Source organism: Maribacter zhoushanensis, assembly GCF_029350975.1.
Lineage (GTDB): Bacteria > Bacteroidota > Bacteroidia > Flavobacteriales > Flavobacteriaceae > Maribacter > Maribacter zhoushanensis.
Map to the genome: position 1 here is coordinate 1 of NZ_JARKMR010000010.1, position 12,147 is coordinate 12,147.

The window sequence follows — 12,147 nt, forward strand, 5'->3', positions numbered from 1 at the left end:
CCAAAAGCCAAAAGCCAAAAGCCAAAAGCCAAAAGCCAAAAGCCAAAAGCCAAAAGCCAAAAGCCAAAAGCCAAAAGTAACTAACCTACTATCAACTGACACTGCCAACTGATACTGAACACTAACCAACTAACTCACTAATAAACCAGAATCACTGATTCTCCGGTCTACTTTGCCAAATATGAATGTATTGCCCTGTAGACATTCTACGTGCCATCTGTTTTGCTCTTTCCGCTAATTCGCCTTCATAAAGCTCGTTGAGAGTTTCAAACCAAAGCTGTAGCCATTGCGCAAAGTGATCTTGTGAAATGCTATGATGAAGATTTTTGTCGACGTTTACATGTGCCTTAGAAGGGCTGCTCCTAAACGTACGGACACCAAATAAATTAGACTCCCAGAAATCTGTGAGTTTACTTAAATGCGTAGGCCATTGCTCGTCTGTAATATGCCCGTTGAAAATTGGACCAAGCATTGTGTTCTGCTTAATTTTATCGTAGAAAGTATGCACCAATACCCTAACATCTTCTCTATTGGTAATATCGCTCATGGTCTGTTTTTAAGAATCGGCAATGACTTTTCCAACCCGTTTTGCTGTGTCTTGTTTAGAAAGTGTAAGACGAACTATACTGTCAGATTTTGCTAAAAGGTCATGCGGAACATTAGCGGCTAAGGTAATGATATCTCCTTGCTTTAGGGTGTGTTGAGCACCTTCAACTCCGAAATCAATTTCTCCTGTTACAATATGTACTATAATAGGGAAAGGAGCCTTATGTTCTTTCATGAGTTGCCCGTTCTTTAATAGAATTCTAATCTCTTTAGAGAATGAAGTTTCTAAAAGAACTTTGGTAACAATCTTAGTATCGTTGAAATCTAAATTTTCAGTGAAAGAGACCTTTTGCATATTCATGTTTTTACAATAGTATAAAACATCGGTTTGCTAAACTATGACACTTCTCAGGTAATTATAAACTCTCTGCATCAATTCCCATAGCGATCATTTCATCGTACACGGGATCTTCGGCATAACATAGCGTCGCTTTTTTAAGATTGGGAAATTTTTTAGCATCTACGGCACTTTTTATATTCCAGTAATCTTCACTACCGCTACTAAAACGTATTAGATTTAAATAAATATCGTTTCCGCCATCTTGGTAAATTTCGGTTAAAAGAGGTGCCATGCGTTTAGGAATTTGAAGATCTTTAAAGAATTGCGTTACTTCTGCAATAGGCTCATAACCTTCTTCTTCAATATCTATTTTTCGTTTGGTATACCATTCTATAAATTCATAAAGTTCAAACTTTGGCTGTAGCACTTCTTGAGTATACATTAATTCTTCAATGACCGCTAACTTAAATCCGAAATCCGTAAGTTCAATATGCTCTTCTGTTATTGGTTGTAGTATGTATTTGTCTTTCGGAATTTCTTTCTTAGCTTCTAGATTAGAACTTATATAAAGTGCATACGGCTGCTCTTCGTCTTTATAGGTAAGTTTTTTGATGCAATAATTGGGGTTTTCATTAATGGAAAAATCATCGAAAAGAATTTCTTTGTCGTCCAGAATAATAGACCCTGAAAAATTGTTTTTTGGAGGCAGGTCCAGGTGATGTTTTTTAGAAAAAATAAGACTAAAACCAAAAATATGACCGTAGCTACCGCAAGAGCAATATACACCTTCCGCATCCCAGCAAATTACGGGGCTATTAGAAAGTTTGGTCTTACCGGTACGCGAAGGTTCACCAAAAATAGCTACTAGCGTCTCGTAGTTTGTGGGGAAAGTTATAGCAACGTCATTTATAAGAAGTTGCTCATCTGTACCAACAATACGTATTGGTTTGGGTCTATTTTTCTTTAGAAATGAAAACATTTTTATTTAAATATTAGTCCGTTCTCGGCATCAAATTGCGCTTGTTCTTCAGGAGATAATCCGTCGCGAATAGCACGTATGGTAAATCCGCCAACCACTTTACCTTCTTCATAATACATCCAATCACTAATATTGGCACGGTTTACGGTAATGGTATCTCCAAGTTGAACTTTGTTGGTATACATAGGTTCGTTGGCAATAATACCTATAAAGTCATCATCTATCAATTGAATATCTCCAATCCAAATATGTTCTGCACCACCGTCAGCATCAAATTTCTGCTTAATGGTAAAGAATGAAAGATCAGGATTCTCGCTAGCCAATGCCTCTTTAAACTCGTCAATAGAATTTTTGGCATCTACAATAGCCTGGTTCATTCTACTATCGTCATCTTCTACATTGTAAACATCTGGTTCACCAGAGCGTTCAGTTTTGTCTGCAGTACCCTCTTTACACGAAGTCAGTATAAGTAATAACGATGCAATTAAAAGTAGCGATTTCTTCATAAGGTAAGTGTCTATATTATTTAATAAGGATTGTAGTGCTATGAAGCACAACGCAATAGTACTGTTATTGTTTTAATTGACAATCAATAATGTAATGTTTCAATAAAGGTCTATACCCTAGGTTGTTTACTTTGGGTATTTACCGTTTCTAGGATCTTGTTTAAGCACTCTAGCGGTGGTACGGTAAAAAGTAGGGGAGTAAGAATAAAACTCATGAGGTTGCTCAAAAAATGTCTCTAAGGTAATGGCAAAAAGCTCCATTAAGTTAGTGCCACCATAATCCCTGAAAATGGTGTATTTACCCTCGCGGATAAGCGGTATTTTTTTCTCTGCCAATTCTTTCCAAGCATTGAGGTCCTTGTCATTGAAAACCTTGGAGAAATAAGAACCTTTAGCATGTTCAATAATTAGGCAATGGCTAAATTCATGTATGGCAATGTTTAAACCGTCATTAGTAATTACAAAACCTTTTTCTACGGCGGGCCATGACATGTTTACGCGTTTGGTTACCGTATTTACATCACCATCGTATAAAACATCTCTACCGGTATATGTGTATGAAGACGGCGTAACGAATACCGTTTTAAAGATGCTCAAAACATCTTGTTTTAGACCAAAAGTTATTTCAACAAAAGCACTTGAAATAACCAATTTCATTTCTGTAGTAAGTTCAAAACCTTCTTTAGAACCAAAATTTGTAGTCTTTAAGAATAACAGAGTTCTCACCACAAAAGACTGTTGGTGTTTTTTAGATAAAGCGGTGTAATACGAGTTCCATTTGCTAAGCACCTCATGGCATTCATGCTTGCTGCTAGACTTTAGAAAAAAGTTTACGAAAGTATGTTTTACGTTCAAGTAACTGGTTTGGTTGAGAGTATGGTTTGTTATTGAAATTTAGCGCAGAACGCTGGCGTAAAATTAGTATTATTCGGTGATAATGACACTACCTTTCAGTTCATTTTCGGTAGGTTTTTCAAACCAAGTTTCCATAAAATTAAAATTCTCTTTGGTGACCTCAAACTCAAACGTAGCTCCTTTTTCGGTGTTACGCTGTTGTACGCGTTGCCATCTGGTTTCTTTAGATATATCTAAAAAGTGAAGCGTATTCTCATAACCATGAGATGCAGCAAATGTTCTAAACTTTTCTCGGTGTTCAAATTTCGATAAGCCCAAGTCTAAGATAGCATCGGTATTAGATTCCTCTAATTGCGCTACTACATTCAATATTATTTCCTCCGCCCGCTCAATACGCTCTAAGAACCATTCTAATCCGTCGGTTTCGATTTTGTCAGGTAGAAATAAGGTACTGTTCCAAGTGTCTATAGAGAAAATTACACCTTTGGTTTTCTTTTTCAGTTCGTTTGAATAAGTAGTTTTGCCAGATCCGGTATTTCCTGCGATGAGGTGTAGCATGGAGTTTTTGTGTTTGCAGTTTGGATTTAATTATACAGTAATAAGTAGTTAACTGTTGTTCAGAATTTGTTTAAAATCTAAAATTTCATATAAATAGATTTCATTTAAAAACTCGTCATAACTATCTTCTCTTTTTGAAGTTATATGTTCTTCGGCTTTTAAGATATGCTCATTGGCTTTTTCTGTCTCCCCAATATTTTGGTATGCTTTTGCTATGCCAAAATGAGCTTCCGGAACGTGATTAGATTGGTTTAAAGCACGATGAAATTCAGAAATTGAATTCACGTAATTACCAAGTTTGTATTCGCAAAGTCCTAAATAAACAAATGCATGTACATCTGCCCAGTTTTCTTTTTGGTTGATAATACTTTGATTGAAGAAGCTGATAGCTTTTTGGTAATTCTTTTTTCCGAAATAACACTCTCCACGTAAAAAGTCAATATCTTCTCCCCAAGGCGCATCAATTGTGTTGGGTGTTAAGCTGTCTAATCTATTGAAATCACTTAGGGCACCATCGTAATCTCGTAATTTTCTCAACTTCATCCAGCCCCTATATCCTAAATGTATTTTTGGGTCAAGATCAACAGCTTTGTCTAAAAGTTCAAAACCTTTTGCGTAGTCGCCTCTTTTGTTGAAAGCTACAGATTGCTCAAAATAAGCATCGGAATACTCTGGGTATTGCATTTTTAAAATGTCGAACATGGTTTGAGATAAATAGGTACCTTGAAAATGTTCAGCCATTTTAAATCGGTCAACTTTAGGAGCCAATGCCGTGTAATAAAGCATGATTATTGAAAAAGAGAAAAATAGTAGTGTAAAAATCACCTTAATTATTTTTATAAAAGTCTTCATAGTCTTTAAAATATATCTGTGATTTTACCATTCTGAATTTTAAAGCTTAAATTGTAATACGTATCAATGGGTTGATTGTTCCATTTACCGGCATGCCAATGCTTCAAGTTTTTAATAGTTTCTTGCATCTGCTTGATGTTACTAGATTTAAAGGAGGTTGACTTTAAGTTTTCGTTCACCATTTTAGTACGAAATCTACCTATTTGGTTAGTACAATTAACAACGAATCTAAAAGTGATAGTACCTGATTTGTCAAACTCAAACTCAAACTCAAGGTCATTTAGAATTTTGGACAGCTCTTTTTTTATAGCCCTTTTTCCGCCTTCATAATAAGTGTCGGCAAGGTAGTACTGGTCAATTTGATCCTCATCGCAAACCACAAATTCAGAATTGTCAATAGACAAGTCAAAAGGGATATCTCCAACTTGCTTACTGTGTAGGGAGCTAGCCCAGAAGTAAATAGCTACAGCTAGTAAAAAACTAGTAAGTAAGAATATATTTAATTTATTTTTCAATTTAGAATTTGGTTTAAATGGAGGATTATTTTACTCAGATAATTCAGCATTAATTTTACCTAATACTTTGTTGATGTTCTTTGAAACCTGTGCGTAAGATTGAAGAATAAAATTTCTATTTTTTTGAATTTTTAAGAGGTATGATAATAGTATTTTCTTCTGTTCTGTGGGCAAGTTTAATGGTAGGTCAATACCATTAATATTTTGCTCAACATCGAATTGAAAGTGTGGAGCTAGATTTTGATTTATTTCTTTAAAATAATTTTCATTGAACTGAATTTCTGAATACTCTTCTTCTAATTTTCTTAGTGTTTGATAATCATATTCATACAAAGAGATAATGTCAAGTCTTAAACTGTCGTTTTCGATTAACTCCAATCCTTGTGATTTTAAAGTTTCGTATCCGGCTACATTTTGGATGGAAACAAAATCTCTGGTAACAATAAAATAGTAAATACCTAAAGAGTCTATATCAACAGGTTTGTCTGTTAATATATTTTTGAAATAGTGGCATGCAGAAATACCTAATTTATGACCACTTTCATTACCTCGAACATCTTCAAGGTCTTTAACGAGCCCGTTAGAAATTTCTCTGAGAATTTTTTGTTCAGATTTATTGTCTCTTCGGTTGTCGTTCCAATTGTTTAAAGCAAAAGCTGATATTACAGCAATAAAAATGGAGAGAAATTCAAACCCATGTTTTTTCCAACTTCCAATTTTCATTAATTTGAATATTTGGTGTTTTAGTAAATATAAACTTACAAAAATTAGAGTTGTAATAGGTTTACTTTGTCATTGTGTGTATTTGCTAAAATGTATTGTAGATAAGTTTTGCTGTAAATTCAAGAATTACACTATTGTACTATTCAATTCTAAAACTCTCTTCGATCAGATCAAAACCTGGTTTGTTGACTAAATTGTCTTCTACAGCTTGTTGTTTTAAAAGGGCAAAGGTTTTATCGCCTTTATGAAAGAAATGAATAACACCTTCATGTCCAAGACCTAAAATGCTAGCGGTAAACTGTATAGAGGTTGTGTCAATATCGTTATAATGATCGTCGCTAGGATCGGTAAAATCTAAATTAGAATTTTTATAGATAATATTATTGACCAATTCATCTTGATAAATCAATATCCATTCATTCAAATCAATTTCACCGTTAAGCCATGTCATGGTTATAATACCACTAGAATCAAAACCATCTTTTTCTATAGAAAGGTAATACCCTTGGTCATCTATATTCTCTTGATCCGTAATGCCCCAACCTGCCGGACTGGTCATTACTACACCATCTCTTTCAAAATTTGCAGGTTTACTTTCGCTACAAGAAGTTAAGAATATAAATATAGAGGCAAATACCAGTAATGGTGTTTTCATGTGGTTTGGTTTTAAGAAAAAAAGGTGTGTCAGAAAGACTAACGGAAATGTTTTGTTAAAATTTCCTTTTGTCTTTAAAATAATCACAAAACCAAATCATTAGCATGAAAACTGCAATGGTGAACTAGTCAGATTTTAGGATATTTAATTGGTTCATTTACTACTTATTCGCCTCTTTAGCCTGTTCCTCTAAATCAGCAATATTTTCAAATTTTTGAAGTGGTAGTTCTTTATTGGTCGCTTTTATTTCAGCAACTAGGGCAAGAATTAAATCTAAGGGTTTTGCTTCATAGCCAAACATGTTCTGGTCAAATTCTATGCCGCCTAGTATACCATCATTTTCCATTCCTACGCCCCAGTTCTCAATAAAATCCACTAAGGCTATTTCAGTAATTTGGTAGTTGCTCCAATGGTTGATGGCGCAAGATTTTGCTCTACCACTTTCTGCCCAAAAACATAGAATGTCAACAGGTTTGCCTTGTTCATTTTCATAATGAGCAGAGGCTGAGGTTGCAAACCCATCTTGGTTTTGTAGCGCATATACAACGTCTGTTTTACAAACGGTTTGTATAAATTTTTTGTATCTATTTTCTATTAATTCGGAGCCTTGTTGTTCCATGTTTTGCTTTGAGGAAAGTGATTTTAAAAATCTGTTAAATTGATGACTAAGGTAATTTTATTTTTGTGATTTACATTACCTTAATTTTAATCAAAATCAAAATCATAGTCGCCACCCAAATCTCCACCGCCATCAAAATCGAAATAATTATCAACCGAATCGAACATTTCAGATATGTCAGAGAATAAGTCTGAAAATGAAAGTTCGGGGTCATATATATAATCAAACCACAATAAGTCGTTCAATAAATCATCTTCATCTTTTGATTGTGTTGGAAGAAATGATTTGAGCTTTTCTAGAAGTTCAAATTTTAAGTTTTTGAGAAGGAAAATATTTCCTTGAAGAAACAGAATTAATTGTAAAGCTTTTTTTGGTTCATTTTCTATTAGCGTTACAATATTTTGATCTACTTCATCTAAGTACTCTTGTAGTTCTTTTTTTAATTTTTTTCCTTTAAAATTAATTTTAAACAATGAAAAAATGCTTGATATGAAACCGCTATTAAAATAAGATTTCAATTTTAGACCACGAACAATCTCTTTTTTATGACTGTATTCAGATGGTATGTTTTTAAAGATTGCACGTAAATAGGGTATTAGTTTAAAATAACTGTCTTCGTCAATTAAATCGGTAAAATATTTTTCAAACGAACTAGGCTTATATTTAGTGAAATTCTTTCCGGTTTCTACAACTATATATTCTCTTAAGTATGGATCTCTTGGGTGAGATTTTAACTGAGCTTTCTTGATTATTAAGACTTGTTTTAAGGTCAAGTCAAAAAATGTCAGTTTTAGAAGTTCTGTAAGTTCAGTTTTTGGGTCTAAAATAAGTTTTGTGCCAGCAGGTTTCAATTCAGATAGTCTATAAGCATTTGAGTTTTTAAATTTCTGATTTGAATTGAACTGCATTGTATAGTAATTGTTTTAAGAGTTAAAGCTAACGTATTAATAAAAGATTAGTTGTCCTTAAAAAATGAAATCAAAAAGGTTTAAGAATATTATTACCTCGATTCTTTATTTGCAGTAGTATTTTGATTTTTGATACCTTACGTATAATGGTTCTAGTTCTAAAAGCTATTGCAAGTCCAATTGTAAATGTTGTTATAGTAGTACAAAATATAGATGCAATAAGAGGTAAGACAAAAAAAACGAACTCATTTTCTTGGTTGAAGGAAGCAATAACAGAAAAAACTGTCCAAATAACTAAGATGATCAGTAGCGTATACTTAAATGACGTTAGCAATAGTGAGTTTCCTTTTTCTATACTTTTTTGAGCTAAAATACCAAAAAACCATAGTGCAATTATAAAAGATATGACAAGCCCAACTATAGCTTTCCCATATAAACTCAATATTATAAAGCTTAATAGACCTTCTCCCGATAAAAGAGGAGGAAGTATAATTATAGAAGCAATAAATAAAAGTCCAATTGGAAGACCTATTATGTAAGAAGTCAAAATGCTTTTTCTCAAGGATTTCTTCATTTATAGTCCCTTTCTAGAATTTTTCAGCGTAATAATTCGGTCAAATATACAATCCCGAAAATCCAGCCTAAATATAATACGGTATAGGTCAGCGAATAAATCGCAGAAGTTCCAATATCCCCTTTTGTTTTCTGTGATTTTGAAAACACCAATCTTAAGGCTCTAAAAAACACCCAGTAAAGCATCGCTAGTATTATAAAAATAGAAACCCAAAAAAACGCTTCTAATAAAATTAGAAGTACAAAAATTAAGATGGACATTCCTATCCAGAGTAATATTGACATTATAAATCCGCCAATTCCATCCCCAGCTTCAATACTTGGTAAATCAGGTGAGGTTCCAGAGTTAGCAATAAAGTCTCCAGTTTTAAAATCGCGAAACTTTGGAAAGTTATCTTTTAATCCAATTCCGCTATACAATCCGTAAGTCATAAACAGAAAAAGTACAGTTCCAATTATTGATTGGGACAAGTATAAATTTGAAGTTACCGTTCGGTTATAATTTTCGCCTGTCAAATACACAGTCAGAATTGTAATTCCTATTACAACTAGGGAAACTATAAAAACTGATTTTCCTTTAAGATATGTTTTTTGTGCTTTCACTTAGGTTTTTCTTAGCTTTTGGCTAGTTTCTCGGTTACGGCAAATAGAGCAGGTAAGGAAACTTTTCGTTCCGTCTGGTCAACGAGTCACAGCTTTTTTTTTGGTAATTATTTTTATTTTTAATTGCCAAATCCAAAAGATATGGCTGACTTAGTAAACAAACCCAAGCCTTTAAATTTAGTACTTTATGCCCTATTTGCTATAGCCATTGTTGGCAACTGGCTTTTCACGTTCTATTATTTCTTTCAAATATTCTATAGACAACATTGTTTTTCCTTTGTGAAGCATTCGATGACAATTTGAACAAACTGGCGCAACATCATTTATTGTTGACTTTCTCGTTCCATTTTCAATTGGTATCAGGTGATGTATTTCGATAAAGTCTTTTCCGTGTTGTCCATATTTTTGTTCAAAACTAAATCCGCAAACTACACAATCAGTTCCGTATTTTTCTTTTGCCAATTTTACCAATTTTCCACTTCTGTAACTATTTTCAGTTTTGATTTCCTTTTTAAAACCTTCTAAAAATTCATCTTGATTATTTGCTGAAAAACTTGGTTGTTGCTTAATTCCTTCTGGAATTAAATCAATATGAACCAAAAGTTCAAATCTTTTCTTATCGCCTTGGTCGGCATTAAATTTCCTTCTAATATCAATGTATTCTATTTTGTCAGACCATTTTAGAAACTTTGCAATTACGTCAGATTTAAATTGGCTATCATTAATTTCTAAAACGTTTTTAAAATTGTGTGAGTAGAAGAAAGGTTTTGAAGATGAACCAGAGCTAATATTAAAGTTTTCCGTTGCTACCAACTTGGAAAATGCCCATTCCGTTAAATCATCATTACTAACATAATTCTTAGCTGATTTGATACGTTTTATTAGACCATCTTTTCCACCAATAATCTTTTCACTGGATTGTTCAATAGCATTAAATATTTTTCGCTTGTTCATTTTTTTAGCTTGTTGCCAACGTCTCGGTTATGATTAGTACGGGAATAAAAAGGCACTTTTGTTTCCGTTTAAGCGATTAGCCGAATCTTTTTGTTTGTTTTTATTTTTTCTATTTAAAAGCCAAATCCAAAAGATTTGGCGGACTTACTAAATATACCCAAACTTTGGTTTAAGCACCAAGACCCGTATTAATTATAGCCATTGTTAGCACCAGTACTTTATTTTAATTTAGAATTAATGTTTTTTAATTTATTTGCGAACTCCTGCTTTCTTAATTCCTTTTTCCGTTTGTCAACTGCCTCATCTAATGAAAAGTAGATAATAGTTTTTACTATAGGCAAGTATTCTCTACATTCTTCTTCTTTCAATTCGTGAATTCCTTTACTCAAAGTGCTGTATATATGAGAGTTCTCATTAAAGTATTCCGGAAGATATTCTTGTATATATTCAATTTTATCTTCCATTCGTTTTTTTCGGAATTCCTCTTCTGAAATTTTATCTTTTATATCTGTATCTGTGAAGGTTTGAATTATTAAATTTTCAAATATTCTTCTTAAGTACAGAAATGAACCAATTGCATATCCATAAGATTCAAGTTGAGAAGCTTTGGCAAGTTCACTTATATTTTCTTTAGATAAAACATCCTTGTATTTATTAAATCCATCTTTAACAGAATCGTATTTTGAAGGGTATTCTGCAATTTTAATTATGTGTTCTCCATCAACTAAAAATCCGTATAAAATTTTATGTTGTGAGTCCAAACTGCACCTAAATGTTTTATAAAGGGTTGGTTGATTGCGAACCAATTGAGGTGAAAATTGCATATTAGGAACTCTTGGGACATCTTTATAAACTCTGTCTGGTGTAAACACTCTTTTGTCTCTGCATTTTGTGCAGTAAAGTTCAACTCTTTCACTAAAGTGTGTTATTAGATAATCAAGAGTATATTCTTTTTCTTCACCTTCTTCATCAATTAAAACTGTGTTTCTTAATTTTTGATAAAGTGTAGTATCGAAGATTACCTTATGTAAATCCATATTTTGTTTTCGTATTGGTGCTAACTAATGTGTATAATTGCATATATTCCGCTATATTCAGGAATATGTGTAATCATAGTCTTAAATATACCACTAAAGAATAAACCTACAATAACCATTTTATACTCCATTACGGGAAACCATAATCGGTTAAAAATTATGTATGGTTTGGGTATTTTTACGACCAAATGGTCATGTCAAAGAAAATTCTATTTATCTATAATGCCAATAGTGATACGGGGAGTAAAATGTTAGACTTCGCCCATAAAATTGTGAGTCCCGCAACATACAACTGCGCACTCTGCTCATTAACATACGGCAATTTCACCGAGAATAATCAATGGAAGACGTTTAGAGAAAGTTTGTTGGCGAAAGGCTACGAGCTAGAGTTCTTTTATAAAGATGAATTCCAAGAACGCTATAAAAGCAAATTTGGGCATGCATTTACCTATCCTATTATATTAGTAGAAACGGCACATGATTTAGAAGTGTTGGTCACCACTGAGAAGTTGAATGCTTTTGAGGGCGTGGAGGAGCTTATTAGTTCAGTTGGCAGTATTCAGTAACAGTTTTCAGTAGGCAGTGTTGATCGCTTCGCTTGGTTTTTGGTTGTCGGTTGTTGGTCTCACTCGGTTGCTGAGCTTACTCGGTCACTGAGCGTAGCCGAAGTGACATTGGTGAATAGTGAATCTTAGCGGGTACCAAACTTGTTCTCGATACCCTCCTTGTCGGCGGGCAAGCAATTTTTTTACTTCCGCTCTGCTACAGTATAAAATTCACTCGAACTGACATTTCGTTTTCTCGGTTGCTTCGTTTGGTTGTTGGTTATTGGTTATTGGTTGTCGGTTGTTGGTTGTTGGTCTCACTCGGTCGCTGAACTTACTCGGTCGCTGAGCGTAGCCGAAGTGATGTTTGGGTTGTGAG

Annotated in this window: 17 protein-coding genes; 1 reads left to right on the forward strand and 16 read right to left on the reverse strand. The window is 33.5% G+C overall.

All coding sequences use genetic code 11. The annotated features are described in order from the left end of the window. Window positions 1-151: 151 nt before the first annotated feature. From PXD56_RS18005 to PXD56_RS18080, 16 genes are all read right to left on the reverse strand, one after another. Window positions 152-547: a group III truncated hemoglobin gene (locus PXD56_RS18005; protein ID WP_276494717.1), complete on the reverse strand. Its 396-nt coding sequence runs from the start codon at window positions 545-547 to the stop codon at window positions 152-154. Window positions 548-556: 9 nt separating this feature from the next. Continuing rightward, the gene (locus tag PXD56_RS18010) at window positions 557-901 is read right to left on the reverse strand and encodes a cupin domain-containing protein (protein WP_276494718.1); all 345 of its coding nucleotides are present in this window, start codon (window positions 899-901) and stop codon (window positions 557-559) included. 61 nt (window positions 902-962) lie between these two features. After that, window positions 963-1,865 (reverse strand): DUF6892 domain-containing protein, encoded by a 903-nt coding sequence (locus PXD56_RS18015; protein WP_276494719.1) that lies wholly within the window; start codon window positions 1,863-1,865, stop codon window positions 963-965. Between the two features lie 2 nt (window positions 1,866-1,867). After that, entirely contained in the window at window positions 1,868-2,371 is a 504-nt protein-coding gene (locus PXD56_RS18020; protein WP_276494720.1) for a YegJ family protein, read from the reverse strand. A gap of 126 nt (window positions 2,372-2,497) precedes the next feature. Continuing rightward, the gene (locus tag PXD56_RS18025) at window positions 2,498-3,226 is read right to left on the reverse strand and encodes a zinc-dependent peptidase (protein ID WP_276494721.1); all 729 of its coding nucleotides are present in this window, start codon (window positions 3,224-3,226) and stop codon (window positions 2,498-2,500) included. Window positions 3,227-3,295: 69 nt separating this feature from the next. Then, window positions 3,296-3,784 (reverse strand): P-loop nucleotide/nucleoside kinase family protein, encoded by a 489-nt coding sequence (locus tag PXD56_RS18030; RefSeq protein ID WP_276494722.1) that lies wholly within the window; start codon window positions 3,782-3,784, stop codon window positions 3,296-3,298. A gap of 48 nt (window positions 3,785-3,832) precedes the next feature. Beyond that, window positions 3,833-4,636, reverse strand: coding sequence for a tetratricopeptide repeat protein (locus tag PXD56_RS18035; protein WP_276494723.1), 804 nt, complete (start codon window positions 4,634-4,636; stop codon window positions 3,833-3,835). 5 nt (window positions 4,637-4,641) lie between these two features. After that, entirely contained in the window at window positions 4,642-5,151 is a 510-nt protein-coding gene (locus PXD56_RS18040; RefSeq protein ID WP_276494724.1) for a hypothetical protein, read from the reverse strand. A gap of 30 nt (window positions 5,152-5,181) precedes the next feature. Continuing rightward, on the reverse strand, window positions 5,182-5,874 hold the full coding sequence (locus PXD56_RS18045; protein ID WP_276494725.1) for a hypothetical protein: 693 nt from the start codon (window positions 5,872-5,874) through the stop codon (window positions 5,182-5,184). A gap of 139 nt (window positions 5,875-6,013) precedes the next feature. Next, on the reverse strand, window positions 6,014-6,529 hold the full coding sequence (locus PXD56_RS18050; protein WP_276494726.1) for a hypothetical protein: 516 nt from the start codon (window positions 6,527-6,529) through the stop codon (window positions 6,014-6,016). Between the two features lie 160 nt (window positions 6,530-6,689). Continuing rightward, window positions 6,690-7,148: a DUF2750 domain-containing protein gene (locus PXD56_RS18055; RefSeq protein WP_276494727.1), complete on the reverse strand. Its 459-nt coding sequence runs from the start codon at window positions 7,146-7,148 to the stop codon at window positions 6,690-6,692. An 86-nt stretch (window positions 7,149-7,234) separates the two neighbouring features. Continuing rightward, window positions 7,235-8,056, reverse strand: a complete 822-nt coding sequence (locus tag PXD56_RS18060; RefSeq protein WP_276494728.1) for a hypothetical protein — start codon at window positions 8,054-8,056, stop codon at window positions 7,235-7,237. A gap of 70 nt (window positions 8,057-8,126) precedes the next feature. Further along, window positions 8,127-8,630 (reverse strand): hypothetical protein, encoded by a 504-nt coding sequence (locus tag PXD56_RS18065; RefSeq protein ID WP_276494729.1) that lies wholly within the window; start codon window positions 8,628-8,630, stop codon window positions 8,127-8,129. Between the two features lie 23 nt (window positions 8,631-8,653). Next, on the reverse strand, window positions 8,654-9,232 hold the full coding sequence (locus PXD56_RS18070; RefSeq protein WP_276494730.1) for a hypothetical protein: 579 nt from the start codon (window positions 9,230-9,232) through the stop codon (window positions 8,654-8,656). 192 nt (window positions 9,233-9,424) lie between these two features. Further along, on the reverse strand, window positions 9,425-10,186 hold the full coding sequence (locus tag PXD56_RS18075) for an HNH endonuclease (protein WP_276494731.1): 762 nt from the start codon (window positions 10,184-10,186) through the stop codon (window positions 9,425-9,427). 218 nt (window positions 10,187-10,404) lie between these two features. Beyond that, window positions 10,405-11,223 (reverse strand): hypothetical protein, encoded by an 819-nt coding sequence (locus PXD56_RS18080; protein WP_276494732.1) that lies wholly within the window; start codon window positions 11,221-11,223, stop codon window positions 10,405-10,407. A gap of 194 nt (window positions 11,224-11,417) precedes the next feature. On the opposite strand from PXD56_RS18080, the gene PXD56_RS18085 reads away from it, so the two are divergent. Beyond that, window positions 11,418-11,789, forward strand: a complete 372-nt coding sequence (locus tag PXD56_RS18085; protein WP_276494733.1) for a GTPase — start codon at window positions 11,418-11,420, stop codon at window positions 11,787-11,789. The last annotated feature ends 358 nt before the right edge of the window (window positions 11,790-12,147 follow it).